Source organism: Pseudomonas sp. NPDC089392 (genome assembly GCF_044749595.1).
Classification (GTDB): Bacteria; Pseudomonadota; Gammaproteobacteria; order Pseudomonadales; family Pseudomonadaceae; genus Aquipseudomonas.
On the sequence record NZ_JBIVIF010000064.1, the window covers coordinates 1 to 26662 of the forward strand.

30 protein-coding genes and 4 tRNA genes are annotated in these 26662 nt (G+C 57.3%); all 34 read left to right on the plus strand.

The annotated features are described in order from the left end of the window. Nucleotides 1–371 precede the first annotated feature (371 nt). The 34 genes from birA (at nucleotide 372) to rplX (ending at nucleotide 26660) form a co-directional block, all read left to right on the plus strand. Complete coding sequence (gene birA / locus ACIP1G_RS30045; RefSeq protein ID WP_400743855.1) at nucleotides 372–1331, plus strand: bifunctional biotin--[acetyl-CoA-carboxylase] ligase/biotin operon repressor BirA; 960 nt, start codon at nucleotides 372–374, stop codon at nucleotides 1329–1331. Next, nucleotides 1321–2070, plus strand: coding sequence for a pantothenate kinase (locus ACIP1G_RS30050; RefSeq protein WP_400743858.1), 750 nt, complete (start codon nucleotides 1321–1323; stop codon nucleotides 2068–2070). Before birA ends, ACIP1G_RS30050 begins: the two co-directional genes overlap by 11 nt. A 7-nt stretch (nucleotides 2071–2077) precedes the next feature. Continuing rightward, nucleotides 2078–2503 (plus strand): hypothetical protein, encoded by a 426-nt coding sequence (locus ACIP1G_RS30055; protein WP_400743860.1) that lies wholly within the window; start codon nucleotides 2078–2080, stop codon nucleotides 2501–2503. 152 nt (nucleotides 2504–2655) lie between these two features. Beyond that, a tRNA-Tyr gene (locus ACIP1G_RS30060) sits at nucleotides 2656–2739 on the plus strand. A gap of 24 nt (nucleotides 2740–2763) precedes the next feature. Continuing rightward, nucleotides 2764–2837 (plus strand) — tRNA-Gly (locus ACIP1G_RS30065). A gap of 29 nt (nucleotides 2838–2866) precedes the next feature. Then, nucleotides 2867–2942 (plus strand) — tRNA-Thr (locus ACIP1G_RS30070). Nucleotides 2943–3020: 78 nt separating this feature from the next. Then, a complete protein-coding gene (tuf, locus tag ACIP1G_RS30075; protein ID WP_400743863.1) occupies nucleotides 3021–4214 on the plus strand; it encodes an elongation factor Tu in 1194 nt (397 codons plus the stop codon). Between the two features lie 54 nt (nucleotides 4215–4268). Further along, nucleotides 4269–4344: transfer RNA gene (locus tag ACIP1G_RS30080), tRNA-Trp, on the plus strand. A 44-nt stretch (nucleotides 4345–4388) separates the two neighbouring features. Beyond that, complete coding sequence (gene secE, locus ACIP1G_RS30085; RefSeq protein ID WP_008089117.1) at nucleotides 4389–4757, plus strand: preprotein translocase subunit SecE; 369 nt, start codon at nucleotides 4389–4391, stop codon at nucleotides 4755–4757. Between the two features lie 9 nt (nucleotides 4758–4766). Continuing rightward, nucleotides 4767–5300 (plus strand): transcription termination/antitermination protein NusG, encoded by a 534-nt coding sequence (gene nusG / locus ACIP1G_RS30090; protein ID WP_003255501.1) that lies wholly within the window; start codon nucleotides 4767–4769, stop codon nucleotides 5298–5300. A 119-nt stretch (nucleotides 5301–5419) separates the two neighbouring features. Continuing rightward, a complete protein-coding gene (gene rplK, locus ACIP1G_RS30095; RefSeq protein ID WP_003255500.1) occupies nucleotides 5420–5851 on the plus strand; it encodes a 50S ribosomal protein L11 in 432 nt (143 codons plus the stop codon). Then, nucleotides 5851–6546, plus strand: a complete 696-nt coding sequence (gene rplA, locus ACIP1G_RS30100) for a 50S ribosomal protein L1 (RefSeq protein ID WP_016392127.1) — start codon at nucleotides 5851–5853, stop codon at nucleotides 6544–6546. Before rplK ends, rplA begins: the two co-directional genes overlap by 1 nt. Nucleotides 6547–6743: 197 nt before the next feature. After that, entirely contained in the window at nucleotides 6744–7244 is a 501-nt protein-coding gene (gene rplJ, locus ACIP1G_RS30105; RefSeq protein WP_003255497.1) for a 50S ribosomal protein L10, read from the plus strand. 77 nt (nucleotides 7245–7321) lie between these two features. Further along, on the plus strand, nucleotides 7322–7687 hold the full coding sequence (gene rplL / locus ACIP1G_RS30110) for a 50S ribosomal protein L7/L12 (RefSeq protein WP_007957596.1): 366 nt from the start codon (nucleotides 7322–7324) through the stop codon (nucleotides 7685–7687). 50 nt (nucleotides 7688–7737) lie between these two features. Further along, a complete protein-coding gene (locus tag ACIP1G_RS30115) occupies nucleotides 7738–7908 on the plus strand; it encodes a hypothetical protein (protein WP_155951450.1) in 171 nt (56 codons plus the stop codon). Next, on the plus strand, nucleotides 7908–11981 hold the full coding sequence (rpoB, locus tag ACIP1G_RS30120) for a DNA-directed RNA polymerase subunit beta (RefSeq protein ID WP_400743866.1): 4074 nt from the start codon (nucleotides 7908–7910) through the stop codon (nucleotides 11979–11981). Before ACIP1G_RS30115 ends, rpoB begins: the two co-directional genes overlap by 1 nt. Nucleotides 11982–12045: 64 nt before the next feature. Next, nucleotides 12046–16245: a DNA-directed RNA polymerase subunit beta' gene (gene rpoC, locus ACIP1G_RS30125; protein ID WP_400743869.1), complete on the plus strand. Its 4200-nt coding sequence runs from the start codon at nucleotides 12046–12048 to the stop codon at nucleotides 16243–16245. Nucleotides 16246–16456: 211 nt separating this feature from the next. Continuing rightward, the gene (gene rpsL / locus ACIP1G_RS30130) at nucleotides 16457–16828 is read left to right on the plus strand and encodes a 30S ribosomal protein S12 (protein ID WP_003255492.1); all 372 of its coding nucleotides are present in this window, start codon (nucleotides 16457–16459) and stop codon (nucleotides 16826–16828) included. A 106-nt stretch (nucleotides 16829–16934) separates the two neighbouring features. Then, nucleotides 16935–17405: a 30S ribosomal protein S7 gene (rpsG, locus tag ACIP1G_RS30135; protein WP_003246741.1), complete on the plus strand. Its 471-nt coding sequence runs from the start codon at nucleotides 16935–16937 to the stop codon at nucleotides 17403–17405. 30 nt (nucleotides 17406–17435) lie between these two features. After that, entirely contained in the window at nucleotides 17436–19580 is a 2145-nt protein-coding gene (gene fusA / locus ACIP1G_RS30140; RefSeq protein WP_400743872.1) for an elongation factor G, read from the plus strand. A 27-nt stretch (nucleotides 19581–19607) separates the two neighbouring features. Next, complete coding sequence (tuf, locus tag ACIP1G_RS30145; protein WP_400743863.1) at nucleotides 19608–20801, plus strand: elongation factor Tu; 1194 nt, start codon at nucleotides 19608–19610, stop codon at nucleotides 20799–20801. Between the two features lie 141 nt (nucleotides 20802–20942). Then, on the plus strand, nucleotides 20943–21254 hold the full coding sequence (gene rpsJ / locus ACIP1G_RS30150; RefSeq protein ID WP_003186070.1) for a 30S ribosomal protein S10: 312 nt from the start codon (nucleotides 20943–20945) through the stop codon (nucleotides 21252–21254). 80 nt (nucleotides 21255–21334) lie between these two features. Then, nucleotides 21335–21970 carry a 50S ribosomal protein L3 gene (gene rplC, locus ACIP1G_RS30155; protein ID WP_028633080.1) on the plus strand — a complete coding sequence of 212 codons (636 nt, stop codon included), beginning with the start codon at nucleotides 21335–21337 and terminating at the stop codon, nucleotides 21968–21970. Between the two features lie 12 nt (nucleotides 21971–21982). After that, nucleotides 21983–22585, plus strand: coding sequence for a 50S ribosomal protein L4 (gene rplD / locus ACIP1G_RS30160; protein ID WP_003255485.1), 603 nt, complete (start codon nucleotides 21983–21985; stop codon nucleotides 22583–22585). Next, entirely contained in the window at nucleotides 22582–22881 is a 300-nt protein-coding gene (gene rplW / locus ACIP1G_RS30165) for a 50S ribosomal protein L23 (RefSeq protein ID WP_003255484.1), read from the plus strand. Before rplD ends, rplW begins: the two co-directional genes overlap by 4 nt. 14 nt (nucleotides 22882–22895) lie before the next feature. Next, on the plus strand, nucleotides 22896–23720 hold the full coding sequence (gene rplB, locus ACIP1G_RS30170) for a 50S ribosomal protein L2 (protein ID WP_027915105.1): 825 nt from the start codon (nucleotides 22896–22898) through the stop codon (nucleotides 23718–23720). A 16-nt stretch (nucleotides 23721–23736) separates the two neighbouring features. Next, nucleotides 23737–24012 (plus strand): 30S ribosomal protein S19, encoded by a 276-nt coding sequence (gene rpsS, locus ACIP1G_RS30175; RefSeq protein ID WP_003255482.1) that lies wholly within the window; start codon nucleotides 23737–23739, stop codon nucleotides 24010–24012. An 11-nt stretch (nucleotides 24013–24023) separates the two neighbouring features. Next, nucleotides 24024–24356, plus strand: a complete 333-nt coding sequence (gene rplV, locus ACIP1G_RS30180) for a 50S ribosomal protein L22 (RefSeq protein ID WP_003103908.1) — start codon at nucleotides 24024–24026, stop codon at nucleotides 24354–24356. 13 nt (nucleotides 24357–24369) lie between these two features. After that, nucleotides 24370–25056: a 30S ribosomal protein S3 gene (rpsC, locus tag ACIP1G_RS30185; RefSeq protein WP_003255481.1), complete on the plus strand. Its 687-nt coding sequence runs from the start codon at nucleotides 24370–24372 to the stop codon at nucleotides 25054–25056. A gap of 12 nt (nucleotides 25057–25068) precedes the next feature. Next, complete coding sequence (gene rplP, locus ACIP1G_RS30190) at nucleotides 25069–25482, plus strand: 50S ribosomal protein L16 (RefSeq protein ID WP_003255479.1); 414 nt, start codon at nucleotides 25069–25071, stop codon at nucleotides 25480–25482. Then, a complete protein-coding gene (gene rpmC / locus ACIP1G_RS30195; RefSeq protein ID WP_002555481.1) occupies nucleotides 25482–25673 on the plus strand; it encodes a 50S ribosomal protein L29 in 192 nt (63 codons plus the stop codon). Before rplP ends, rpmC begins: the two co-directional genes overlap by 1 nt. A gap of 2 nt (nucleotides 25674–25675) precedes the next feature. After that, complete coding sequence (gene rpsQ, locus ACIP1G_RS30200; protein ID WP_003255478.1) at nucleotides 25676–25942, plus strand: 30S ribosomal protein S17; 267 nt, start codon at nucleotides 25676–25678, stop codon at nucleotides 25940–25942. A gap of 23 nt (nucleotides 25943–25965) precedes the next feature. Beyond that, a complete protein-coding gene (gene rplN, locus ACIP1G_RS30205) occupies nucleotides 25966–26334 on the plus strand; it encodes a 50S ribosomal protein L14 (RefSeq protein WP_002555479.1) in 369 nt (122 codons plus the stop codon). Nucleotides 26335–26345: 11 nt separating this feature from the next. Beyond that, nucleotides 26346–26660 carry a 50S ribosomal protein L24 gene (gene rplX, locus ACIP1G_RS30210; protein WP_003255476.1) on the plus strand — a complete coding sequence of 105 codons (315 nt, stop codon included), beginning with the start codon at nucleotides 26346–26348 and terminating at the stop codon, nucleotides 26658–26660. The last annotated feature ends 2 nt before the right edge of the window (nucleotides 26661–26662 follow it).

The following is a 26662-nucleotide window of genomic DNA, read 5'->3' on the forward strand; positions in this document are numbered from 1 at the left end:
TAGTGTGGGGTTTCCCCATGTGAGAGTAGGTCATCGTCAAGATTCATTTCGCAAAACCCCTATCTGCGCATGCAGGTAGGGGTTTTGTCTTTGTGGCCCAAAAAACAATCTACCGCCCTTACGCGCTCCCCTGTAGGAGCGGCCTTGCGTCGCGATCGGGCGCGCAGCGGCCGCCAAACCTGCATCCCCGATCTGCCAGGCAAACCGCGTCGCCTGGAATGCGGCCGCTGCGCGCCCGATCGCGACACAAGGCCGCTCCTACAGGGATCGCGTCACCAAGGGGTGTTTCAGGCTGGGGCATTCGGCCCTTTTCCTATGCAAGCCACCAGCCCATGGCTATCATGCCTGCCTTATTCCAAGTCGAGACTGGCATGCTGAAGTTGTTGAATCTCCTCAAGGATGGCCGGTTCCATTCCGGAGAAGCCCTGGGGGCAGCCCTCGGGGTGAGTCGCAGCGCCGTTTGGAAGCAGCTGCAGCACCTGGAGAGTGAGCTGAACCTCACCATTCACAAGGTTCGTGGGCGCGGTTACCAGTTGGCAGCGCCACTGGCCTTGCTTGAGGCGCAGGCAATAGCCGCGTTTGCCGAGGGCGAACAGTGGCCGGTGTTCATTCACGAGAACATCGACTCGACCAACGCCGAAGGTCTGCGCCTTGCCAGTGGAGGGCAGACGGCCCCATTTCTCGTCTTGGCCGAGCGTCAGAGCGCTGGTCGCGGTCGGCGTGGCCGCCAATGGGTCAGCCCATTTGCGGAGAATCTGTATTACAGCCTGGTGCTGCGTGTAGATGGCGGCATGCGCCAGCTCGAAGGCCTGAGCCTGGTTGTGGGTTTGGCTGTAATGCGCACCCTGGAAGCGTTCGGTGTAAAGGATGTAGGGCTCAAATGGCCCAACGATGTATTGGTTCGTGGGCAGAAGATTACCGGCATCCTCCTGGAGTTGGTGGGCGATCCGGCTGATGTCTGCCATGTGGTGCTGGGTATCGGTATCAATGTGAACATGCAGGTCAATGACCAGGTCGACCAGGTGTGGACCTCGATGCGGCGTGAAGTGGGTGCGGCGATTGACCGTAACCACTTGGTAGCGTTGCTCAGTCAGCAGTTGCAGCACGAATTGGCCCGGCATCGTCGCTACGGGTTTGCCGCATTCCAGGAAGAGTGGGAGCAGGCGCACCTCTGGCAGGGGCGCAATGTTTCGCTGGTTGCCGGTAATACACGTATTGATGGGGTTGTCCTTGGCGTCGACGGGCAGGGCGGCTTGCGCCTTGAGGTGGACGGAGTGGAAAAGAGCTTCAGTGGTGGTGAGCTCAGTTTGAGGTTGCGTGATGATTCTTGAGCTCGATTGCGGTAACAGCTTTATCAAGTGGCGCGTAATCCACGTCACTGATGCAGTGATTGAAGGTGGCGGAATCGTTGATTCCGATCAGGCGCTGTTGGCCGAAGTGGCTGCACTGGCTGCATTGCGTCTTACGGGCTGCCGCATAGTCAGTGTGCGCAGTGAGGACGAAACCGACGCGCTTTGCGCATTGATTGCCCAGGCGTTCGCCGTGCAGGCGCGCGTTGCTAACCCCGCCCAGGAAATGGCCGGTGTGCGCAACGGTTATGACGACTATCAGCGTCTGGGCATGGACCGTTGGTTGGCCGCGCTGGGGGCATATCACCTGGCAAAGGGCGCTTGCCTGGTCATCGACCTGGGTACTGCTGCAAAAGCGGACTTCGTTGCCGCGGACGGCGAGCACCTGGGTGGCTACATCTGCCCAGGCATGCCTTTGATGCGCAGCCAGTTACGTACTCACACCCGGCGTATCCGGTATGACGATGCCTCTGCCGAGCGCGCGCTGAACAGCCTGTCACCAGGTCGTTCGACCGTCGAGGCGGTAGAGCGCGGCTGCGTGTTGATGCTCCAGGGTTTTGCGCGTACCCAGCTTGAGCAGGCGCGCGCACTGTGGGGTGAGCAATTCACAGTGTTCCTCACAGGGGGCGATGCGCCGCTAGTCAGGGAGGCCGTGCCACAGGCGCGTGTCGTACCTGACCTGGTTTTCGTTGGTCTGGCCATGGCCTGTCCATTGGATTGAGGTGCCTATGCGTTGGTTGTTTCTGCTGTTACTGGTGCTCAACGTCTTCTATTACGTGTGGCATCAGCAGGAAGCCCCGCTGAAGGTCAAGGAAGTCGCGCCCCTGTCGTTGTACAAGGGTAATCAGCAAGAAATTCGTCTGTTGCGTGAAACGGGTGTTTCGGCACCGCCCAAGCGCCGTGACGAGTGCCTGGTAGTCGGTGGTGTGATGGGCCAGGAGCAGCTCGATGCGCTGCGTCAGCGGCTGTTGAGCCTGGATATCGCCACGCAGCCGGTGGTGGGGCAGCTGCCTGGTGCAGATGGTCGTTGGCTTAAAGTAGCCACGGAAAGCGAGCGTTTGCTGGACCAAACGGTCCTCTTGGCTCTTGCCAATGATTTCAAAGACTTAAAACATAAAATTATTTTCTGCCAGGGTATTGCAACTGGCGAATAGCTTGATAGAATGGCGCCCGCTTCACAGGGAACACCACTTAGGTGGCAGAACTGGAAGCGGTGTCAAAGCAGCTAAGTTTCAGATTTGATTGAAAAAATTTGAAAAAACGCTTGACACTAGGACGGCAGACAAATAGAATGCCGGCCACATCTGGAGGGATTCCCGAGCGGCCAAAGGGGACGGACTGTAAATCCGTTGCGAGAGCTTCGAAGGTTCGAATCCTTCTCCCTCCACCAGTTTTAGCGAGAGCCGCAAGCTCCGCGGGTATAGTTTAGTGGTAGAACCTCAGCCTTCCAAGCTGATGATGCGGGTTCGATTCCCGCTACCCGCTCCAAGTTTGCTGGATTTTGCACAAAGTGTTTCGCTCTTGTAGCTCAGTTGGTAGAGCACACCCTTGGTAAGGGTGAGGTCAGCGGTTCAAATCCGCTCAAGAGCTCCATACAAACAAGGCAGATATGAAAATATCTGCCTTTGTTTTATCAGCGCAAGACTATTTCTTCTGCGGAGGATTGTATCGATGGCTAAGGAAAAGTTTGATCGTTCCCTTCCCCACGTTAACGTCGGCACCATCGGCCACGTTGACCACGGTAAGACCACTCTGACCGCAGCTCTGACTCGCGTTTGCTCCGAAGTTTTCGGTTCGGCAATCGTTGAGTTCGACAAGATCGACTCGGCTCCGGAAGAAAAAGCGCGCGGTATCACCATCAACACCGCTCACGTTGAGTACAACTCGACCATTCGTCACTACGCTCACGTTGACTGCCCAGGTCACGCTGACTACGTGAAGAACATGATCACCGGTGCTGCCCAGATGGACGGCGCGATCCTGGTTTGCTCGGCCGCCGATGGTCCGATGCCACAAACCCGTGAGCACATCCTGCTGTCCCGTCAGGTTGGAGTTCCGTACATCGTGGTCTTACTGAACAAGCCTGACCAGGTAGACGACGCTGAGCTCCTGGAACTGGTCGAGATGGAAGTTCGCGACCTGCTGTCCACCTACGACTTCCCAGGCGACGACACTCCGATCATCATCGGTTCCGCTCGTATGGCCCTGGAAGGCAAAGACGACAACGAAATGGGCACTACCGCTGTCAAGAAGCTGGTAGAGACTCTGGACAGCTACATTCCTGAGCCAGTTCGTGCCATCGACCAGCCGTTCCTGATGCCGATCGAAGACGTATTCTCGATCTCGGGTCGTGGTACCGTTGTTACCGGTCGTATCGAGCGTGGTATCGTCCGCGTTCAGGATCCGCTGGAAATCGTTGGTTTGCGTGACACTACCACCACCACCTGCACCGGCGTTGAGATGTTCCGCAAGCTGCTGGACGAAGGTCGTGCTGGCGAGAACTGCGGCGTCCTGCTGCGTGGTACCAAGCGTGACGACGTTGAGCGTGGCCAGGTTCTGGTCAAGCCAGGTTCGGTCAAGCCGCACACCAAGTTCACCGCAGAAGTCTACGTCCTGTCGAAGGAAGAAGGCGGCCGTCACACTCCGTTCTTCAAAGGCTACCGTCCTCAGTTCTACTTCCGTACCACTGACGTGACCGGTAACTGCGAACTGCCGGAAGGCGTTGAAATGGTAATGCCAGGTGACAACATTCAGATGACTGTTACCCTGATCAAGACCATCGCAATGGAAGACGGTCTGCGCTTCGCTATCCGTGAAGGCGGTCGTACCGTCGGCGCCGGTGTCGTAGCAAAAATTATTGAATAAGTAGTTGATTTACTTGATCAGGCCGGTATAATGGCCGGCCTGATACAGCGTTACAGGTCAGTAGCTCAATTGGCAGAGCGACGGTCTCCAAAACCGTAGGTTGGGGGTTCGATTCCCTCCTGACCTGCCATTTCACCTCGGTGTGATGGCTTTCTTCTTACAGGATCCTCCTCGATGACCCCCAAAACTGAAGCCCAAGAATCGCGTTTTGATCTGTTCAAGTGGCTGGCTGTAGTGGCTTTGGTGGTAGTTGGTGTTGTGGGTAATCAATATTACTCCGCTTCCCCAATCCTGTATCGCGTTCTCGCACTTCTCGCCCTGGCTGCTGTCGCAGGCTTTGTAGCTCTGCAGACTGCGAAGGGTAAGTCGTTCTTTGCGTTGGCGAAGGAAGCTCGTACCGAGATTCGTAAAGTCGTGTGGCCGACCCGCCAGGAAACCACCCAGACCACGCTGATTGTCGTGGCTGTTGTGCTGGTTATGGCACTGCTGCTGTGGGGTCTTGATTCCCTGCTCGGCTGGGCGGTCTCCCTGATCGTTGGCTAAAGGTGTCCCGTGGCTAAGCGTTGGTATGTTGTGCATGCTTACTCGGGTTACGAGAAGCATGTAATGCGCTCCCTGATTGAGCGCGTCAAGCTGGCTGGCATGGAAGACGGTTTCGGCGAGATCCTGGTCCCGACCGAAGAAGTCGTCGAAATGCGCAATGGCCAGAAGCGCAAGAGTGAGCGCAAATTCTTCCCTGGCTATGTACTGGTCCAGATGGAGATGAACGAAGGGACTTGGCACTTGGTCAAGGACACCCCTCGTGTGATGGGCTTTATCGGTGGTACCGCAGACAAGCCTGCGCCAATCACTGATAAAGAAGCTGAAGCTATCCTGCGTCGCGTTGCCGACGGTAGTGACAAGCCGAAGCCGAAGACGCTGTTCGAGCCAGGTGAAGTGGTTCGAGTCATTGACGGTCCGTTCGCTGACTTCAATGGTAGTGTCGAAGAGGTTAACTACGAAAAGAGCCGTCTGCAGGTTGCAGTGCTCATTTTCGGTCGCTCTACTCCGGTGGAGCTCGAGTTCAGCCAGGTCGAAAAGGTCTAGGCGGACAAAGCATCCCATACCCCGCAGCCCTGTGTGCTGCGGGGTTTTGTCGTCACTGGGATAAAACGCAAGTCATCCGGGGAGCCATCAGGCGTTCGTACCCGATTTTGGAGTAGCTCATGGCTAAGAAGATTCAGGCTTACATCAAGCTGCAAGTTAAGGCCGGCCAGGCCAACCCAAGCCCACCCGTTGGTCCAGCACTGGGTCAACATGGTGTGAACATCATGGAATTCTGCAAGGCCTTCAACGCCCGTACCCAGGGTCAAGAAGCCGGTCTGCCGACTCCTGTGATCATCACTGTATACAGCGACCGTAGCTTCACCTTCGAGACCAAGAGCACCCCTGCCTCGGTTCTGCTGAAGAAAGCTGCTGGCCTGACCAGTGGTTCGGCTCGCCCGAACACCGTTAAAGTCGGTACCGTTACCCGTGCTCAGCTGGAAGACATCGCGAAAGCCAAACAGGCTGACCTGACTGCCGCTGACCTGGACGCTGCTGTACGCACCATCGCTGGCTCTGCCCGCAGCATGGGCCTGAACGTGGAGGGTGTGTAATGGCTAAGCTGACCAAACGCCAAAAGGCAATCGCCGAGAAAATCGAAGCAGGCAAGGCCTACAACTTCGAAGAAGCGGCAACTCTGCTGGCCTCGCTGCCTGCTGCCAAGTTCGTCGAGTCCTACGACATCGCCGTTAACCTCGGTGTTGACCCGCGTAAATCCGACCAGGTCGTACGTAGCGCTACTGTGCTGCCACACGGCACTGGCAAGACCGTACGCGTTGCTGTCTTCACCCAGGGTCCAGCTGCCGAAGCCGCTCTGGCTGCCGGCGCTGACCGCGTAGGTATGGACGATCTGGCTGCCGAAATGAAAGCCGGCGACCTGAACTATGACGTCGTCATCGCATCGCCTGATGCCATGCGCGTTGTAGGTCAACTGGGTCAGGTTCTGGGTCCTCGTGGCCTGATGCCTAACCCGAAAGTTGGTACCGTGAGCCCAGACGTAGCCACTGCCGTGAAAAACGCCAAGGCTGGTCAGGTTCGCTACCGTACCGACAAAAACGGTATTATCCATACCTCCGTTGGCAAGGTCGGCTTCGAAGCCGGCAAGCTGAAGGAAAACGTTGAAGCCCTGATCGCTGACCTGAAGCGTATCAAGCCAGCTTCCTCGAAAGGTATCTACGTCAAGCGCGTTACCCTGAGCACCACCATGGGCCCAGGTCTGGTCATCGATCAGAGCTCGCTGAACGTGTAAGAACATGGCGGCGCGACCAGTCGCGCCGCCAGCAAAAATTGGGGTCCCTGCCTGGCGGGGGCTATCCAAGACCGTAGGCGGCGCAAGCCTTAAAACACCAGCCCACGCAGATGGTGCTCCCGATTCGTTTTCGAATCAGACACCAAAACGACATCCGGCTTCGGCCAGATGCAACGGTAAAAACCAGGAGTAAACCCGTGGCAATTAAACTCGAAGACAAGAAGGCCATCGTCGCTGAAGTCAACGAGGCTGCCAAAGTCGCTCTGTCCGCTGTCGTGGCTGATGCCCGTGGTGTGACTGTAAGCGCAATGACCGGACTCCGTAAAGAGGCCCGCGAAGCTGGCGTATACGTACGTGTAGTGCGTAACACCCTGCTCAAGCGCGCTGTTGAAGGCACCGAATTCTCGATCCTCAACGACGCGTTCAAAGGCCCGACCCTGATTGCTTTCTCCAACGAACACCCGGGCGCTGCTGCTCGTCTGTTCAAAGAGTTCGCCAAGGGTCAGGACAAGTTCGAGATCAAGGCAGCTGCGTTTGACGGCAATTTCATTGCAGCGAACCAGATCGACGTGTTGGCTACCCTGCCGACCCGCGACGAAGCTATTGCACGACTGATGAGCGTGATTCAAGGCGCCACCAGCAAGCTGGCTCGTACTCTGGCAGCCATTCGCGACCAGAAAGAAGCTACCGCCGCCTAAGGCGCGCGAACTCTTTCAAAATCATACGTTTAATTTGATGGCTGCGTAGGCTGTCACCCCAATACAGGATTTAAGTCATGTCTCTGACTAACGAACAAATCATCGAAGCAATCGGCCAGAAAACTGTTCTGGAAGTTGTTGAGCTGATCAAAGCAATGGAAGAAACCTTCGGCGTTACCGCTGCTGTTGCCGCTGCTGGCCCAGCTGCTGCTGCTGCCGTTGTTGAAGAGCAGACCGAGTTCAACGTTGTTCTGGTTGAAGCCGGCGAGAAGAAAGTGAACGTGATCAAAGCCGTTCGCGAACTGACCGGTCTGGGCCTGAAAGAAGCCAAAGAGAAAGTCGATGGCGCTCCTCAGGTTGTAGCTGAAGGCGTTTCGAAAGAAGCCGCTGAAGACGCTAAGAAGAAGCTGGAAGAAGCAGGCGCTAAAGTCGAGCTGAAGTAATCTCGACTTTGCGATGCCAGCCTGAGCGTTGAGCGAAAGGCTGATGGCTGGTGGCTTATGCCACCGGCCTTTTTCCGTTATTGGTGGCCGATCAGATCGGCCCCGATAACGAGCTGCAAGACACCCATGTGGGTGGCGCAAACCAAGGGGTTTGCACGATTTTCTGGCTGCTCCCGCCGGGAGAAGCCAAACAAGCAGGTGACCAAGCTGGGGAACGCTGATGGCTTACTCATACACTGAGAAAAAACGTATCCGCAAGGACTTTAGCAAGTTGCCGGACGTCATGGATGTGCCTTACCTCCTGGCCATCCAGCTGGATTCGTATCGCGAATTCCTGCAAGCGGGAGCATCCAAGGATCAGTTCCGCGACGTCGGCCTGCACGCGGCCTTCAAATCGGTATTCCCGATCATCAGCTACTCCGGCAATGCTGCCCTGGAGTACGTAGGCTATCGCCTGGGCGAACCCGCCTTCGATGTGAAGGAATGTGTCCTGCGTGGCGTGACTTTCGCGGTCCCACTGCGGGTCAAGGTGCGCCTGATCATCTTCGACAAGGAATCGTCGAACAAAGCGATCAAGGACATCAAAGAGCAAGAAGTCTACATGGGTGAAATCCCCCTGATGACTGAGAACGGTACCTTCGTAATCAACGGTACCGAGCGTGTGATCGTTTCCCAGCTGCACCGTTCGCCTGGTGTGTTCTTCGACCACGACCGTGGCAAGACTCACAGCTCCGGCAAGCTGCTGTACTCCGCTCGCATCATCCCTTACCGCGGTTCCTGGTTGGACTTCGAGTTCGATCCGAAGGACTGCGTGTTCGTGCGTATCGACCGTCGCCGCAAGCTGCCGGCCTCGGTGCTGCTGCGCGCCCTGGGTTACAGCACTGAAGAAGTGCTGAACACTTTCTACACCACCAACGTCTTCCACATTTCCGGCGAAAAACTCAGCCTGGAACTGGTGCCGCAGCGTCTGCGTGGTGAAGTTGCAGTCATGGATATCCATGACGAAACTGGCAAAGTCATCGTCGAGCAGGGCCGCCGTATTACCGCGCGCCACATCAATCAGCTCGAGAAGGCAGGCGTCAAGCAGCTGGACGTTCCTATGGAATACGTCCTGGGCCGCACTACCGCCAAGGCCATCGTGCATCCGGCTACCGGCGAGATCCTGGCCGAATGCAACACCGAGATGACCACCGAACTGCTGATCAAAGTCGCCAAGGCACAGGTTGTCCGTATCGAGACCCTGTACACCAACGACATCGACTGCGGTCCGTTCATCTCCGACACCCTGAAGATCGACACCACCAGCAACCAGCTGGAAGCCCTGGTCGAGATCTACCGCATGATGCGTCCAGGCGAGCCGCCGACCAAGGATGCAGCCGAGACCCTGTTCAACAACCTGTTCTTCAGCGCCGAGCGTTACGACCTGTCCGCTGTTGGCCGCATGAAGTTCAACCGTCGTATCGGTCGTACCGAGATCGAAGGTTCGGGCGTGCTGAGCAAGGAAGACATCGTCGAGGTTCTGAAGACCCTGGTCGATATCCGTAACGGCAAAGGCATCGTCGACGACATCGACCACCTGGGTAACCGTCGCGTACGTTGCGTCGGCGAAATGGCCGAAAACCAGTTCCGCGTTGGCCTGGTGCGTGTTGAGCGCGCGGTCAAGGAACGTCTGTCGATGGCGGAAAGCGAAGGCCTGATGCCGCAAGACCTGATCAACGCCAAGCCGGTTGCGGCGGCGGTGAAAGAGTTCTTCGGTTCCAGCCAGCTGTCCCAGTTCATGGACCAGAACAACCCGCTCTCCGAGATCACCCACAAGCGCCGCGTCTCTGCACTCGGCCCTGGCGGTCTGACCCGTGAGCGTGCTGGCTTCGAAGTTCGTGACGTACACCCGACCCACTATGGCCGTGTGTGCCCGATCGAGACCCCTGAAGGTCCGAACATCGGTCTGATCAACTCCCTGGCAGCCTATGCCCGCACCAACCAGTACGGCTTCCTGGAAAGCCCGTACCGCGTGGTGAAGGAAGGCGTGGTCAGCGACGACATCGTGTTCCTGTCTGCCATTGAAGAAGCGGATCACGTCATCGCCCAGGCTTCGGCCGCGATGAACGAGAAGAAGCAGCTGATCGATGAGCTGGTAGCTGTTCGTCACCTGAACGAATTCACCGTCAAGGCGCCGGAAGACGTCACCCTGATGGACGTTTCGCCGAAGCAGGTTGTTTCCGTTGCTGCCTCGCTGATTCCGTTCCTCGAGCACGACGACGCCAACCGTGCATTGATGGGTTCGAACATGCAGCGTCAGGCTGTACCAACCCTGCGTGCCGACAAGCCGCTGGTAGGTACCGGCATGGAGCGCAACGTTGCCCGTGACTCCGGTGTCTGCGTGGTTGCTCGCCGCGGTGGCGTGATCGACTCGGTCGACGCCAGCCGTATCGTCGTTCGCGTCAATGACGACGAAGTCGAGACCGGTGAAGCAGGTGTGGATATCTACAACCTGACCAAGTACACCCGTTCGAACCAGAACACCTGCATCAACCAGCGTCCGCTGGTAAGCAAAGGTGACAAGGTTCAGCGCAGCGACATCATGGCCGACGGCCCGTCCACCGATATGGGTGAGCTGGCACTGGGTCAGAACATGCGCATCGCGTTCATGGCGTGGAACGGCTTCAACTTCGAAGACTCCATCTGCCTGTCCGAGCGTGTGGTTCAGGAAGACCGCTTCACCACCATCCACATCCAGGAACTGACCTGTGTGGCGCGTGACACCAAGCTTGGCCCAGAGGAAATCACTGCGGACATCCCGAACGTGGGTGAAGCCGCACTGAACAAGCTGGACGAAGCCGGTATCGTTTACGTAGGTGCTGAAGTTGGCGCTGGCGACATCCTGGTTGGCAAGGTCACGCCAAAAGGCGAAACCCAGCTGACTCCGGAAGAAAAACTGCTGCGCGCAATCTTCGGTGAGAAGGCTAGCGACGTTAAGGACACCTCTCTGCGTGTGCCAACCGGCACCAAGGGTACCGTCATTGACGTACAGGTCTTCACCCGTGATGGCGTCGAGCGCGACAGCCGCGCCCTGGCCATCGAGAAGATGCAGCTGGACGAGATCCGCAAGGACCTCAACGAAGAGTTCCGCATCGTCGAAGGTGCAACCTTCGAGCGTCTGCGTTCCGCTCTGAACGGCCAGGTGGTCGACGGTGGCGCGGGCCTGAAGAAAGGCACCGTGATCACTGACGAAGTGCTGGGCGGTCTGGAGCACGGCCAGTGGTTCAAGCTGCGCATGGCTGAGGATGCACTGAACGAGCAGCTGGAAAAGGCTCAGCAGTACATCATCGACCGTCGCCGTCTGCTGGACGACAAGTTCGAAGACAAGAAGCGCAAGCTGCAGCAGGGCGATGACCTGGCACCGGGCGTACTGAAGATCGTCAAGGTTTACCTGGCAATCCGCCGTCGCATCCAGCCGGGTGACAAGATGGCCGGTCGTCACGGTAACAAGGGTGTCGTCTCGGTCATCATGCCGGTTGAAGACATGCCGCACGATGCCAACGGTACTCCGGTCGACGTCGTACTGAACCCGCTGGGTGTACCTTCGCGTATGAACGTCGGTCAGATCCTCGAAACCCACCTGGGCCTTGCGGCCAAGGGCCTGGGCGAGAAGATCGACCGCATGATCGAAGAGCAGCGCAAAGCCGCTGAGCTGCGCGTGTTCCTGACCGAGGTCTACAACGAGATCGGCGGTCGTCAGGAAAGCCTCGACGAGTTCACCGACGAAGAGATCCTGGCCCTGGCCCACAACCTGAAGAAGGGCGTGCCTATGGCTACCCCGGTCTTCGATGGTGCCAAGGAGCGCGAGATCAAGGCCATGCTGAAGCTGGCCGACCTGCCAGAGAGCGGCCAGATGGTGCTGTTCGATGGCCGTACCGGCAACAAGTTCGAGCGTCCAGTGACCGTTGGTTACATGTACATGCTCAAGCTGAACCACTTGGTGGACGACAAGATGCACGCGCGTTCCACTGGTTCCTACAGCCTGGTTACCCAGCAGCCGCTGGGTGGTAAGGCGCAGTTCGGTGGTCAGCGTTTCGGGGAGATGGAAGTGTGGGCGCTGGAAGCATACGGCGCGGCATACACCCTGCAAGAAATGCTCACAGTGAAGTCGGACGACGTGAACGGCCGTACCAAGATGTACAAGAACATCGTGGATGGCGATCACCGTATGGAGCCGGGCATGCCCGAGTCCTTCAACGTGTTGATCAAAGAGATCCGTTCGCTCGGTATCGATATCGATCTGGAAACCGAATAACACGTGACGCGAAGGGGAGTGGGGCAGGTAATGCCTGCTCCCTGCTCCGCCAGGAGGAAAGGCCTTGAAAGACCTACTGAATTTGCTGAAAAACCAGGGTCAAGTCGAAGAGTTCGACGCCATCCGCATCGGTCTGGCGTCGCCTGAAATGATCCGTTCGTGGTCGTTCGGTGAAGTTAAGAAGCCGGAAACCATCAATTACCGTACGTTCAAGCCTGAGCGTGACGGCCTGTTCTGCGCCAAGATCTTTGGCCCAGTCAAGGACTACGAGTGCCTGTGCGGCAAGTACAAGCGCCTCAAGCACCGCGGCGTGATCTGCGAGAAGTGCGGCGTTGAAGTTGCCCTGGCCAAGGTTCGTCGTGAGCGCATGGCGCACATCGAACTGGCCTCGCCGGTTGCCCACATCTGGTTCCTGAAGTCGCTGCCGTCCCGTATCGGCCTGCTGATGGACATGACCCTGCGTGATATCGAGCGCGTGCTCTACTTCGAGAGCTATGTCGTTATCGACCCGGGCATGACCACCCTGGAAAAGGGCCAGCTGCTTAACGACGAGCAGTACTTCGAAGCGCTGGAAGAGTTCGGTGACGACTTCGACGCCCGCATGGGTGCCGAGGCTGTCCGCGAGCTGCTGCACGCTATCGACCTGGAGCACGAGATCGGTCGCCTGCGCGAAGAGATTCCGCAGACCAACTCGGAAACCAAGATCAAGAAGCTGTCCAAGCGCCTGAAGCTGATGGAAGCTTTCCAGGGCTCGGGCAACCTGCCTGAGTGGATGGTCCTGACCGTCCTGCCAGTGCTGCCGCCGGACCTGCGTCCGCTGGTACCGCTGGATGGTGGCCGCTTCGCGACCTCCGACCTGAACGACCTGTATCGTCGGGTGATCAACCGTAACAACCGTCTGAAGCGCCTGCTCGATCTGTCGGCGCCGGACATCATCGTGCGCAACGAAAAGCGCATGCTGCAGGAGGCGGTCGACGCCCTGCTGGACAACGGCCGTCGCGGTCGCGCCATCACTGGCTCGAACAAGCGTCCGCTGAAGTCCCTGGCCGACATGATCAAAGGTAAGCAAGGTCGCTTCCGTCAGAACCTGCTCGGTAAGCGTGTTGACTACTCCGGCCGTTCGGTAATTACCGTTGGCCCGACCCTGCGTCTGCACCAGTGCGGTCTGCCGAAGAAGATGGCCCTCGAGCTGTTCAAGCCGTTCATTTTCGGCAAGCTGGAAATGCGTGGTCTGGCGACCACCATCAAGGCTGCCAAGAAGATGGTCGAGCGCGAGCTGCCAGAGGTGTGGGACGTTCTCGCCGAAGTGATTCGCGAACACCCCGTACTGCTCAACCGTGCGCCGACCCTGCACCGTCTGGGTATCCAGGCCTTTGAGCCGGTTTTGATCGAAGGTAAGGCTATCCAGCTGCACCCGCTGGTCTGCGCCGCGTACAACGCCGACTTCGACGGTGACCAGATGGCCGTTCACGTGCCGCTGACCCTGGAAGCCCAGCTCGAAGCACGTGCGCTGATGATGTCGACCAACAACATCCTGTCGCCAGCCAACGGTGAGCCAATCATCGTGCCTTCGCAGGACGTTGTACTGGGTCTGTACTACATGACCCGTGAAGCCATCAACGCCAAGGGCGAAGGTCGCGTGTTCGCCGACCTGCAGGAAGTCGACCGCGTATTCCGCGCCGGCGAAGCTGCCCTGCACGCGAAAATCAAGGTTCGTATCAACGAAACCGTGAAAGATCGCGATGGCAGCGTTACCAAGAACACCCGTATCGTCGACACCACCGTCGGCCGTGCGCTGCTGTTCCAGGTTGTACCGGCAGGCTTGCCGTACGACGTGGTAAACCAGCCAATGAAGAAAAAGGCGATCTCCAAGCTGATCAACCAGTGCTACCGCGTGGTTGGTCTGAAAGAGACCGTTATCTTCGCTGACCAGCTGATGTACACCGGTTTCGCTTACTCCACCATCTCTGGCGTGTCCATTGGTGTGAACGACTTTGTCATCCCTGATGAGAAAGCGCGCATCATCAACAGCGCTACCGATGAAGTGAAGGAAATCGAGAGCCAGTACGCTTCCGGCCTGGTAACCCAGGGCGAGAAGTACAACAAGGTCATCGACTTGTGGTCGAAGGCGAACGACGAAGTGTCCAAGGCGATGATGGCCAACCTCTCGAAAGAGAAGGTCATCGACCGCGAGGGCAAGGAAGTCGAGCAAGAGTCCTTCAACTCGATGTACATGATGGCTGACTCGGGTGCGCGGGGTTCCGCAGCACAGATCCGTCAGCTGGCCGGTATGCGTGGCCTGATGGCCAAGCCGGACGGCTCGATCATCGAGACGCCTATCACCGCGAACTTCCGTGAAGGCTTGAGCGTACTTCAGTACTTCATCTCGACTCACGGTGCTCGTAAGGGTCTGGCGGATACCGCGTTGAAGACTGCGAACTCCGGTTACCTGACTCGTCGTCTGGTAGACGTTGCCCAGGATCTGGTGGTTACCGAGATCGACTGCGGTACCGACCATGGCCTGCTGATGACTCCGCACATCGAAGGCGGCGACGTTGTAGAGCCGCTGGGTGAGCGTGTACTGGGTCGTGTCATCGCCCGTGACGTGTTCAAGCCAGGCACCGAGGACGTCATCGTTCCGGCCGGTACCCTGGTCGACGAGCAGTGGGTAGAGTTCATCGAGCTGAACAGCATCGACGAAGTGATCGTGCGTTCGCCGATCAACTGCGAAACCCGCTTCGGTATCTGCGCCAAGTGCTACGGTCGTGACCTGGCGCGTGGTCACCAGGTGAACATCGGTGAAGCTGTCGGCGTTATCGCTGCACAGTCGATCGGTGAGCCGGGTACCCAGCTGACCATGCGTACGTTCCACATCGGTGGTGCTGCAAGCCGTACTTCGGCTGCCGACAGCGTCCAGGTGAAGAACGGCGGTATGGTGCGTCTGCACAACCTGAAGCAGGTTGAGCGTGCCGACGGTAACCTGGTTGCCGTGTCGCGTTCCGGTGAGTTGGCTATTGCCGACGAATTCGGTCGTGAGCGTGAGCGTTACAAGCTGCCTTACGGTGCGGTGATTTCGGTCAAGGAAGGTGAAAAGGTCGAAGCTGGCGCCATCGTCGCCAAGTGGGACCCGCACACCCACCCGATCGTTACCGAGCTGAAAGGTACCGTGACCTTCGTGGGCATGGAAGAAAACATCACCATCAAGCGTCAGACCGATGAGCTGACCGGCTTGACCAACATTGAAGTACTGGACGTCAAGGATCGCCCTGCCGCTGGCAAGGAAATCCGTCCGGCAATCAAGATGGTCGACGCCGCTGGCAAGGACCTGTACCTGCCGGGTACCGACGTACCTGCCCAGTACTTCCTGCCGGCCAACGCCCTGGTTGGTGTTGCCGACGGTGCCCAGATCGGTGTTGGTGACGTTATCGCGCGTATCCCGCAAGAAACGTCGAAGACCCGTGACATCACCGGTGGTCTGCCGCGCGTTGCCGACTTGTTCGAAGCGCGTCGTCCGAAAGAAGCCTCGATTCTGGCTGAAGTCAGCGGCACCATCGCATTCGGTAAAGAGACCAAGGGCAAGCGTCGCCTGGTCATCACTCCGACCGACGGTAGCGATCCGTACGAAGAGCTGATTCCGAAGTGGCGCCACCTGAACGTCTTCGAAGGTGAGCAGGTAAACCGCGGCGAAGTTATCTCCGACGGCCCAAGCGATCCGCACGACATCCTGCGTCTGCTGGGTGTGAGCGCGTTGGCGAAGTACATCGTCAACGAGATCCAGGACGTTTACCGTCTGCAAGGCGTGAAGATCAACGACAAGCACATCGAGACCATCCTGCGTCAGATGCTGCGCAAGGTCGAGATCTCCGAGTCGGGCGATTCCAGCTTCATCAAGGGCGACCAGATGGAACTGACCCAGGTACTGGTAGAGAACGAGCGTCTCGCCGGCGAGGACAAGTTCATCTCCAAGTTCACCCGTGTGCTGCTGGGTATCACCAAGGCCTCGCTGTCGACCGAATCGTTCATCTCCGCGGCTTCCTTCCAGGAAACCACCCGCGTACTGACCGAAGCGGCGGTAACCGGCAAGCGCGATTACCTGCGCGGCCTGAAAGAGAACGTGGTCGTGGGTCGTCTGATCCCGGCCGGTACTGGTCTGGCCTACCACAGCGAGCGCAAGCGTCGCCGTGACGCCGACAAGCCGCTGCGTGTGAGCGCCAGTGAGGTGGAAGCCGCACTGACCGAAGCGCTGAACTCCAGCGGTAACTAAGTACAGGGCAGGGCCCCGGCAAGCCCCGAACGGCCATCGACGACATAAAATGTTGCCGATGATCGGGCGGGGATGGCCGGGGCCTCGTCTTGACTGGGTGCAAGATCCTCCGTAGACTTTTGTACCCTTAAATTTGGTGAGGCTCCGTCTCGCCAATTTTTGGCTTTCTTGCAAGACAATAGAGTCGCAAGACAATCAGTGGAGCTAGTAGATGGCAACTATCAACCAGCTGGTACGTCAGCCGCGTAAGCGTTCGGTCGAGAAGTCCGACGTTCCTGCGCTGCAGAACTGCCCGCAGCGTCGTGGCGTGTGCACCCGTGTGTACACCACCACGCCGAAAAAACCTAACTCGGCACTGCGTAAAGTATGCCGTGTGCGTCTGACCAACGGTTTCGAGGTTTCCTCGTACATCGGTGGTGAAGGCCACAACCTGCAAGAGCACAGCGTCGTCCTGATCCGTGGCGGCCGTGTAAAAGACTTGCCAGGTGTTCGTTACCACACCGTTCGCGGCTCTCTGGATACTTCGGGCGTTAAAGGCCGTAACCAGGGTCGTTCGAAGTACGGTACCAAGCGTCCGAAGTAATCGGCCGTTTGCAGACAATCATTTTTTTGAGTCGATAAGAGTAAGGTCGGGCAGGGGTCGAAGACCCACGTCCCGGGCTAACCTGAAGACCGTTTGAGGGCTTATCATGCCAAGACGTCGTGTAGCAGCAAAACGTGAGATTCTGGACGATCCAAAATACGGATCCCAAATCCTCGCCAAGTTCATGAACCACGTGATGGAAAGCGGCAAGAAGGCAGTAGCCGAGCGCATCGTTTACGGTGCCCTGGATACCGTCAAAGCACGCAAGAACAGCGACCCCCTGGAAATCTTCGAGAAAGCTCTCGACGCCATCGCTCCGCTGGTCGAAGTTAAGTCCCGTCGTGTCGGCGGTGCTACTTACCAGGTTCCGGTTGAAGTTCGTCCATCCCGTCGTAACGCTCTGGCAATGCGCTGGCTCGTAGACTACGCCCGCAAGCGCGGCGAGAAGTCGATGGCTCTGCGCCTGGCCGGCGAACTGCTGGATGCTGCCGAAGGCAAGGGTGCTGCAGTCAAGAAGCGTGAAGACGTTCACCGTATGGCTGAAGCCAACAAAGCGTTCTCGCACTACCGCTTCTAATTCAAGCATCAATCATTTTGCGAGGGCTTTATGGCTCGTACTACAGCAATTAACCGCTACCGTAACATTGGTATCTGTGCCCACGTTGACGCGGGCAAGACCACCACTACCGAGCGGATCCTGTTCTACACAGGTCTGAGCCACAAGATGGGCGAGGTGCATGACGGCGCCGCGACCACCGACTGGATGGTGCAGGAGCAGGAGCGCGGTATCACCATTACCTCCGCTGCCGTTACCACCTTCTGGAAAGGTTCCCGTGGTCAGTACGACAACTACCGCGTAAACGTCATCGATACCCCCGGCCACGTTGACTTCACCATTGAAGTAGAGCGTTCGCTGCGTGTACTCGACGGCGCGGTCGTTGTGTTCTGCGGTACCTCCGGCGTTGAGCCTCAGTCCGAAACCGTATGGCGTCAGGCCAACAAGTACGGCGTTCCACGTGTTGTCTACGTGAACAAGATGGACCGTGCCGGTGCAAACTTCCTGCGCGTCGTAGGTCAGATCAAGAACCGCCTGGGTCACACCCCGGTTCCTGTTCAGCTGGCCATCGGTTCGGAAGATAACTTCCAGGGTCAGGTCGACCTGATCAAGATGAAGGCTATCTACTGGAACGACGACGACAAAGGCACCACCTACCGCGAAGAAGAAATTCCAGCGGACATGCTCGAGCTGGCCGAAGAGTGGCGTTCGAACATGGTGGAAGCTGCTGCCGAAGCTTCTGAAGAGCTGATGAACAAGTACCTTGAAGAAGGTGAGCTGACCGTCGAAGAGATCAAGGCAGGCCTGCGTGCGCGCACCCTGGCCAGCGAGATCGTTCCGGCTGTCTGCGGTTCGTCGTTCAAGAACAAGGGCGTTCCCCTGGTTCTCGACGCCGTCATCGACTTCCTGCCTGCGCCGACCGAGATCCCTGCAATTCAGGGTATCAATCCGGACGACAAGGATCTGGACAAAGAAGATCCGGCCATCCGCAAGGATGAGCGTCATGCAGACGACGACGAGCCTTTCTCGGCTCTGGCGTTCAAGATCGCAACCGACCCGTTCGTAGGTACTCTGACCTTCGTTCGCGTCTACTCGGGCGTACTGAACTCCGGTGACTCGGTCATCAACTCGGTCAAGGGCAAGAAAGAGCGCGTTGGCCGTATGGTGCAGATGCACGCCAACCAGCGTGAAGAGATCAAAGAAGTTCGCGCTGGCGACATCGCGGCTCTGATCGGCATGAAAGACGTGACCACGGGCGAAACCCTGTGCAACGCCGACAAGCCAATCATCCTCGAGCGCATGGACTTCCCTGAGCCGGTCATTTCGCTCTCCGTTGAGCCGAAAACCAAGGCTGACCAGGAGAAGATGGGCATCGCACTGGGCAAGCTGGCCCAGGAAGACCCGTCGTTCCGCGTCAAGACCGACGAAGAGACTGGCCAGACCATCATCTCCGGTATGGGTGAGCTGCACCTGGACATCCTCGTTGACCGCATGAAGCGCGAGTTCAACGTCGAAGCCAACATCGGCAAGCCGCAGGTTTCGTACCGCGAGAAGATCACCAAGTCCGGCGTCGAGATCGAAGGCAAGTTCGTTCGCCAGTCGGGTGGTCGTGGTCAGTTCGGTCACTGCTGGATCCGTTTCTCGGAGCCAGAAGTCGACGCGAAGGGCAACATCACCGAAGGTCTGGTATTCACCAACGAAGTTGTTGGTGGCGTGATTCCGAAGGAATTCATCGCCCCGATCCAGAAGGGTATCGAAGAGCAGATGAAGAACGGCGTTGTTGCCGGCTATCCTCTGATCGGCCTGAAGGCCACGGTATTCGACGGTTCGTACCACGACGTCGACTCCAACGAAATGGCGTTCAAGATCGCTGCTTCGATGGCAACCAAGCAGCTGGCCACCAAGGGCGGCGGCGTGGTTCTCGAGCCGATCATGAAGGTCGAAGTTGTAACCCCGGAAGACTACCTGGGTGACGTGATGGGTGACCTGAACCGTCGTCGTGGTCTGGTACAGGGTATGGATGAATCGGTCTCTGGCCGTGTCGTCCGCGCTGAAGTTCCGCTCGGAGAAATGTTCGGTTACGCAACCGACGTTCGTTCCATGTCTCAGGGTCGCGCAAGCTACTCCATGGAATTCTCCAAATACGCCGAAGCTCCGTCGAACATCGTCGAAGCACTCGTTAAAAAACAAGGCTAATCCCCTTTAGGCAAGAGGTTCACTGTCGTGGCTAAAGAAAAATTTGATCGTTCCCTTCCCCACGTTAACGTCGGCACCATCGGCCACGTTGACCACGGTAAGACCACTCTGACCGCAGCTCTGACTCGCGTTTGCTCCGAAGTTTTCGGTTCGGCAATCGTTGAGTTCGACAAGATCGACTCGGCTCCGGAAGAAAAAGCGCGCGGTATCACCATCAACACCGCTCACGTTGAGTACAACTCGACCATTCGTCACTACGCTCACGTTGACTGCCCAGGTCACGCTGACTACGTGAAGAACATGATCACCGGTGCTGCCCAGATGGACGGCGCGATCCTGGTGTGCTCGGCCGCCGATGGTCCGATGCCACAAACCCGTGAGCACATCCTGCTGTCCCGTCAGGTTGGAGTTCCGTACATCGTGGTCTTACTGAACAAGCCTGACCAGGTAGACGACGCTGAGCTCCTGGAACTGGTCGAGATGGAAGTTCGCGACCTGCTGTCCACCTACGACTTCCCAGGCGACGACACTCCGATCATCATCGGTTCCGCTCGTATGGCCCTGGAAGGCAAAGACGACAACGAAATGGGCACTACCGCTGTCAAGAAGCTGGTAGAGACTCTGGACAGCTACATTCCTGAGCCAGTTCGTGCCATCGACCAGCCGTTCCTGATGCCGATCGAAGACGTATTCTCGATCTCGGGTCGTGGTACCGTTGTTACCGGCCGTATCGAGCGTGGTATCGTCCGCGTTCAGGATCCGCTGGAAATCGTTGGTCTGCGTGACACCACCACCACCACCTGCACCGGCGTTGAGATGTTCCGCAAGCTGCTGGACGAAGGTCGTGCTGGCGAGAACTGCGGCGTTCTGCTGCGTGGTACCAAGCGTGACGACGTTGAGCGTGGCCAGGTTCTGGTCAAGCCAGGTTCGGTCAAGCCGCACACCAAGTTCACTGCAGAAGTCTACGTCCTGTCGAAGGAAGAAGGCGGCCGTCACACTCCGTTCTTCAAAGGCTACCGTCCTCAGTTCTACTTCCGTACCACTGACGTGACCGGTAACTGCGAACTGCCGGAAGGCGTTGAAATGGTAATGCCAGGTGACAACATTCAGATGACTGTTACCCTGATCAAGACCATCGCAATGGAAGACGGTCTGCGCTTCGCTATCCGTGAAGGCGGTCGTACCGTCGGCGCCGGCGTCGTAGCCAAAATCATCGAGTAATCACTCGACCGATTGAAAAAACCCCCGCTCAGCGGGGGTTTTTTTTATTGGGTTGACACTAAATGGGGGCGTCTATAGAATCACGCCTCCTTTTAGCGGGCGTAGTGCGTCCGTTGGGAACAGCCTGGAGTCTGAAATCCAATGCAAAATCAGCAAATCCGTATCAGGTTGAAGGCTTTCGACCATCGCCTGATCGACCAATCCACCCAGGAAATCGTGGAAACCGCGAAACGTACTGGTGCACAAGTGCGTGGTCCAATTCCACTGCCTACCCGCAAAGAGCGTTTCACCGTTCTGGTCTCCCCGCACGTCAACAAAGACGCGCGTGACCAGTACGAGATTCGCACTCATAAGCGTGTTCTGGACATCGTCCAGCCAACGGATAAAACCGTTGACGCGCTGATGAAGCTTGATCTGGCGGCAGGTGTGGAAGTACAGATCAGCCTCGGCTAAGACTTCGGTCTAGTCGTGTAACGCTCTGAAATGGGCGGCCATAGCGGGTGAAAGCCCCGTACACTCATGAGGTTTACAACATGACTATTGGTGTAATCGGTCGCAAGTGCGGTATGACCCGCATTTTCACCGAAGAAGGTGTCTCCATTCCGGTCACGGTCATTGAGATCGAACCGAATCGTGTCACCCAGTTCAAAACTGAAGAAACCGATGGCTACCGTGCAGTGCAAGTCACTGTCGGCGAGCGTCGTGCTTCGCGTGTGACTGCCGCTCAGGCAGGTCACTTCGCTAAGGCCAACGTTGCCGCTGGTCGCGGTGTTTGGGAGTTCCGTCTTGAAGAAGGCGATTTCCAGGCTGGCGATCTGATCAAAGCTGAACTCTTCGCTGCAGGCCAGCTGGTTGACGTTACTGGTCAGTCCAAAGGTAAAGGCTTCGCCGGTACCATCAAGCGCTGGAACTTCCGTGGTCAGGACAACACCCACGGTAACTCCGTGTCGCACCGTGTTCCTGGTTCCATCGGCCAGTGCCAGACTCCTGGTCGTGTGTTCAAGGGCAAGAAAATGTCCGGTCACATGGGCGCCGAGCGCGTGACTGTTCAGTCCCTGGAAGTAGTTCGCGTAGACGCTGAGCGCAACCTGCTGCTCGTCAAAGGTGCCGTTCCAGGCGCTACTGGCGGCGACGTGGTTGTACGTCCAGCTGTCAAGGCTCGCGGTTAAGGGGAAACTGACATGCAACTTAATGTAAATGACGCTCAGGCGATCGAAGTTTCCGAACTGACTTTCGGTGGCGAATTCAACGAGACGCTGGTACACCAAGCAGTCGTGGCCTACATGGCCGGCGGCCGTCAGGGCACCAAGCAGCAGAAGACCCGTTCCGACGTGGCTGGTGGCGGTAAGCGCCCATGGCGTCAGAAGGGTACTGGCCGTGCTCGTGCTGGTACCACTCGTGGTCCGATCTGGCGTGGCGGTGGTGTAACCTTCGCAGCTCGCCCTCAAGATCACTCGCAAAAGCTCAACAAGAAGATGTACCGCGCAGCCCTGCGCTCCATCCTCGCTGAGCTGGTGCGTAGCGACCGTCTGGTCGTGGTTCAGGACTTCGCTGTAGAAGCGCCGAAAACCAAAGATCTGCTGAACAAGCTGAACGGCATGGGTCTGAGCGACGTACTGATCGTTTCCGACGCTGTTGATCAGAACCTGTACCTGGCTGCTCGTAACCTGCCGCACGTCGACGTACGTGACGTTCAAGGTTCCGACCCGGTCAGTCTGATCGCATACGAGAAAGTGTTGATCACTGTCTCGGCCGTGAAGAAATTCGAGGAGCTGCTGGGATGAACCAGGAACGCGTATTCAAAGTCCTCCTTGGCCCGCACGTTTCCGAGAAGGCTACCGTTCTGGCTGAGAAGAAAGGCCAGTTCGTATTCAAGGTTGCTACCGACGCAACCAAGCTGGAAATCAAGAAAGCTGTCGAAGGCCTGTTCAACGTAAAAGTTGAAAACGTGTCGACCGTTAACGTTCTGGGTAAAACCAAGCGTACCGCACGTGGTCTGGGCAAGCGTAATGACTGGAAGAAGGCGATCGTCTCCCTTCAGCCAGGCCAAGATCTCGATTTCAGCAGCAGTGCTGAGTAAGGAAGGGGTGCATCATGGCAATCGTTAAATGCAAACCGACTTCCCCTGGCCGCCGTTTCGTGGTCAAGGTGGTCAACAAGGAGCTGCACAAAGGCGCTCCTCACGCACCGCTGCTCGAGAAAAAATCGAAGTCTGGTGGTCGTAACAACAATGGCCGCATTACCACTCGTCACGTTGGTGGTGGTCACAAGCAGCATTACCGTCTGGTCGACTTCCGTCGCAACGACAAAGATGGCATTCCAGCCACTGTCGAGCGTATCGAATACGATCCAAACCGTACTGCTCACATCGCCCTGCTGTGCTACGCAGACGGTGAGCGTCGCTACATCATCGCCCCTAAAGGCGTGAGCGCTGGCGACCAGCTGATCGCAGGTGCCCTGGCCCCAATCAAGGCCGGCAACTCCCTGCAGCTGCGCAACATTCCAGTAGGTAGCACCATTCACGGCATCGAACTGAAGCCGGGTAAAGGTGCACAGATCGCACGTTCCGCTGGTGCTTCGGCTCAGCTGATCGCCCGCGAAGGTGTCTACGTGACCCTGCGTCTGCGCTCTGGTGAAATGCGTAAAGTCCTGGCTGAGTGCCGTGCGACCCTGGGCGAAGTCTCGAACTCCGAGCACAGCCTGCGTTCGCTGGGTAAAGCTGGTGCCAAACGCTGGCGCGGCGTTCGCCCAACCGTTCGTGGTGTTGCCATGAACCCGGTTGACCACCCACATGGTGGTGGTGAAGGTCGTACCTCCGGTGGTCGTCATCCGGTATCGCCATGGGGCTTCCCAACCAAGGGTGCGAAAACCCGTGGTAATAAGCGTACCGACAACATGATCGTCCGTCGTCGCAAGTAACTAGAGGGATACGACAGTGCCACGTTCTCTGAAAAAAGGTCCTTTTATCGATCTTCACCTGCTGAAGAAGGTCGAAGTGGCGGTGGAGAAGAACGATCGCAAGCCAGTTAAAACCTGGTCGCGTCGCTCGATGATCCTGCCACAAATGGTCGGTCTGACCATCGCGGTTCACAACGGTCGCCAGCATGTTCCAGTTCTCGTGAACGAAGACATGGTCGGCCACAAACTGGGCGAGTTCGCCGGTACCCGCACCTATCGCGGGCACGTGGCTGACAAGAAAGCCAAGCGTTAAGGGGTAAGGAAATGGAAGTAGCCGCTAAGTTGTCGGGCGCTCGCATCTCCGCCCAGAAAGCCCGCTTGGTCGCCGACCAGATCCGCGGGAAGAAGGTGGGCGAAGCGCTCAACCTGTTGGCCTTCAGCAGCAAAAAAGCCGCTGAAATCATGAAGAAAGTCCTCGAGTCGGCCGTAGCCAACGCCGAACACAACGAAGGCGCAGACGTTGATGACCTGAAGGTCTCCACCGTCTTCGTCAACGAAGGGCGTTCGCTGAAGCGCATCATGCCACGTGCCAAAGGCCGTGCTGATCGCATCGTCAAGCGGTCTTGCCATATCACTGTCAAGGTTGCGGACAAGTAACGGAGTCGATCAGATGGGTCAGAAAGTACATCCCACTGGCATTCGCCTGGGAATCGTCAAGGAGCACACCTCCGTCTGGTACGCAGACGGTGCTACTTACGCAGATTACCTGTTGAAGGATCTGAAAACGCGTGAGTACCTCCAAGACAAACTAAAAAGCGCGTCCGTAAGCCGTATCGATATTCATCGTCCGGCTCAAACTGCACGCATCACCATCCACACCGCTCGTCCAGGTATTGTTATCGGGAAGAAAGGTGAAGATGTCGAGAAGCTGCGTCAGGACCTGACCAAGCAGATGGGTGTGCCTGTGCACATCAACATCGAAGAGATCCGCAAGCCGGAACTCGACGCTATGCTGGTTGCGCAGAGCGTAGCTCAGCAGCTGGAACGCCGCGTAATGTTCCGTCGCGCCATGAAGCGCGCCGTACAGAACGCCATGCGTATTGGTGCCAAGGGCATCAAGATCCAGGTGAGCGGTCGTCTCGGCGGTGCTGAGATTGCTCGTACCGAGTGGTATCGCGAAGGTCGTGTGCCTCTGCACACCCTGCGTGCCGATATCGACTACAACACCTACGAAGCTCACACCACTTACGGTGTGATCGGTGTGAAGGTTTGGATCTTCAAAGGCGAAGTTATTGGTGGTCGCCAAGAAGAACTGAAACCACAAGCACCAGCGCCTCGTAAAAAAGCTGCTAAGTAAGGGGTACGCCAAATGTTGCAACCAAAGCGTACAAAATTCCGCAAGCAGATGACTGGCCACAACCGTGGTCTGGCACTGCGCGGTAGCAAAGTCAGCTTCGGCGAGTTCGCCCTGAAAGCTGTTGCTCGCGGTCGCCTCACCGCTCGCCAGATCGAGTCCGCACGTCGTGCGCTGACCCGTCACGTTAAACGTGGCGGTAAGATCTGGATCCGTGTGTTCCCGGACAAGCCGATCTCCAAGAAGCCTCTCGAGGTTCGTATGGGTAAAGGTAAGGGCTCCGTGGAATACTGGGTTGCCCAGATCCAGCCAGGTAAAGTCCTGTACGAGATCGAGGGTGTTTCTGAAGAGCTGGCGCGCGAAGCTTTCGCCCTGGCTGCTGCAAAGCTGCCTCTCGCCACCTCCTTTGTTAAGCGGACGGTGATGTGATGAAAGCGAATGAACTTCGTGAAAAATCGGCACAGCAACTGAACGAGCAACTGCTCGGCTTGCTGCGCGACCAGTTCAATCTGCGTATGCAGAAAGCAACTGGCCAGTTGGGGCAGTCGCACCTGCTCTCGCAAGTTAAGCGTGACATCGCTCGCGTGAAAACTGTGCTCAACCAGCAGGCAGGTAAGTGATCATGGCTGAAGCTGAAAAAACCGTCCGTACGCTGACTGGCCGTGTCGTCAGCGACAAAATGGACAAGACCATCACCGTTCTGATCGAGCGTCGCGTAAAGCACCCGATCTACGGTAAATACGTTAAGCGTTCGACTAAGCTGCACGCGCACGACGAAGCCAACCAGTGCAAGATCGGCGACAAGGTTTCCATCCGTGAAACCCGTCCGCTGGCCAAGACCAAGTCCTGGGCACTGGTTGAAGTCCTCGAACGCGCTGTTGAAGTCTAAGGGCTAGGGGTCGGAGAAATTTTATGATTCAGACTCAATCCATGCTCGATGTGGCCGATAACAGCGGCGCTCGTCGCGTCATGTGCATCAAGGTGCTCGGTGGTTCGCACCGCCGTTACGCCGGCATCGGTGACATCATCAAGGTTACCGTCAAGGAAGCAATTCCACGCGGTAAGGTCAAAAAAGGCCAAGTGATGACTGCTGTTGTCGTGCGCACCCGTCACGGTGTTCGTCGCGCTGACGGTTCCATCATTCGTTTCGACGGCAACGCTGCTGTTCTGCTGAACAACAAGCAAGAGCCGATCGGCACTCGCATCTTCGGGCCAGTGACCCGTGAACTTCGTACTGAGAAGTTCATGAAGATCGTCTCGCTCGCCCCTGAAGTGCTGTAAGGAGATCCGACATGCAAAAGATTCGTCGTGACGACGAGATCATCGTGATCGCCGGCAAAGACAAAGGTAAGCGCGGTAAGGTGCTGAAGGTTCTGGCTGATGATCGTCTGGTCATCGGTGGTGTGAACCTGGTCAAGCGTCATACCAAGCCTAACCCGATGGCGGGCGTTCAGGGCGGTATCGTCGAGAAAGAAGCGCCTCTGCACGCTTCCAACGTTGCCATCTTCAACGGCGAAACCAACAAGGCTGACCGCGTTGGTTTCAAAGTAGAAGACGGTAAGAAAATTCGTGTCTTCAAGTCGACCCAAAAAGCGGTTGATGCTTGAAC

What these genes read in the sequence shown, in the direction of transcription:
- secE (WP_008089117.1), top strand. Translation starts at nt 4,389, where the DNA reads ATGACCCCCAAAACTGAAGCCCAAGAATCGCGTTTTGATCTGTTCAAG.
- rplC (WP_028633080.1), top strand. Translation starts at nt 21,335, where the DNA reads ATGACTATTGGTGTAATCGGTCGCAAGTGCGGTATGACCCGCATTTTC.
- rplX (WP_003255476.1), top strand. Translation starts at nt 26,346, where the DNA reads ATGCAAAAGATTCGTCGTGACGACGAGATCATCGTGATCGCCGGCAAA.
- rplA (WP_016392127.1), top strand. Translation starts at nt 5,851, where the DNA reads ATGGCTAAGCTGACCAAACGCCAAAAGGCAATCGCCGAGAAAATCGAA.
- rpsC (WP_003255481.1), top strand. Translation starts at nt 24,370, where the DNA reads ATGGGTCAGAAAGTACATCCCACTGGCATTCGCCTGGGAATCGTCAAG.
- rpsJ (WP_003186070.1), top strand. Translation starts at nt 20,943, where the DNA reads ATGCAAAATCAGCAAATCCGTATCAGGTTGAAGGCTTTCGACCATCGC.
- rplK (WP_003255500.1), top strand. Translation starts at nt 5,420, where the DNA reads ATGGCTAAGAAGATTCAGGCTTACATCAAGCTGCAAGTTAAGGCCGGC.
- rpsG (WP_003246741.1), top strand. Translation starts at nt 16,935, where the DNA reads ATGCCAAGACGTCGTGTAGCAGCAAAACGTGAGATTCTGGACGATCCA.
- rplL (WP_007957596.1), top strand. Translation starts at nt 7,322, where the DNA reads ATGTCTCTGACTAACGAACAAATCATCGAAGCAATCGGCCAGAAAACT.
- rpsQ (WP_003255478.1), top strand. Translation starts at nt 25,676, where the DNA reads ATGGCTGAAGCTGAAAAAACCGTCCGTACGCTGACTGGCCGTGTCGTC.
- rpmC (WP_002555481.1), top strand. Translation starts at nt 25,482, where the DNA reads ATGAAAGCGAATGAACTTCGTGAAAAATCGGCACAGCAACTGAACGAG.
- ACIP1G_RS30050 (WP_400743858.1), top strand. Translation starts at nt 1,321, where the DNA reads ATGATTCTTGAGCTCGATTGCGGTAACAGCTTTATCAAGTGGCGCGTA.
- rpsL (WP_003255492.1), top strand. Translation starts at nt 16,457, where the DNA reads ATGGCAACTATCAACCAGCTGGTACGTCAGCCGCGTAAGCGTTCGGTC.
- tuf (WP_400743863.1), top strand. Translation starts at nt 3,021, where the DNA reads ATGGCTAAGGAAAAGTTTGATCGTTCCCTTCCCCACGTTAACGTCGGC.
- rplP (WP_003255479.1), top strand. Translation starts at nt 25,069, where the DNA reads ATGTTGCAACCAAAGCGTACAAAATTCCGCAAGCAGATGACTGGCCAC.
- ACIP1G_RS30055 (WP_400743860.1), top strand. Translation starts at nt 2,078, where the DNA reads ATGCGTTGGTTGTTTCTGCTGTTACTGGTGCTCAACGTCTTCTATTAC.
- rplW (WP_003255484.1), top strand. Translation starts at nt 22,582, where the DNA reads ATGAACCAGGAACGCGTATTCAAAGTCCTCCTTGGCCCGCACGTTTCC.
- fusA (WP_400743872.1), top strand. Translation starts at nt 17,436, where the DNA reads ATGGCTCGTACTACAGCAATTAACCGCTACCGTAACATTGGTATCTGT.
- rplV (WP_003103908.1), top strand. Translation starts at nt 24,024, where the DNA reads ATGGAAGTAGCCGCTAAGTTGTCGGGCGCTCGCATCTCCGCCCAGAAA.
- rplN (WP_002555479.1), top strand. Translation starts at nt 25,966, where the DNA reads ATGATTCAGACTCAATCCATGCTCGATGTGGCCGATAACAGCGGCGCT.
- rplD (WP_003255485.1), top strand. Translation starts at nt 21,983, where the DNA reads ATGCAACTTAATGTAAATGACGCTCAGGCGATCGAAGTTTCCGAACTG.
- rplB (WP_027915105.1), top strand. Translation starts at nt 22,896, where the DNA reads ATGGCAATCGTTAAATGCAAACCGACTTCCCCTGGCCGCCGTTTCGTG.
- rpoB (WP_400743866.1), top strand. Translation starts at nt 7,908, where the DNA reads ATGGCTTACTCATACACTGAGAAAAAACGTATCCGCAAGGACTTTAGC.
- birA (WP_400743855.1), top strand. Translation starts at nt 372, where the DNA reads ATGCTGAAGTTGTTGAATCTCCTCAAGGATGGCCGGTTCCATTCCGGA.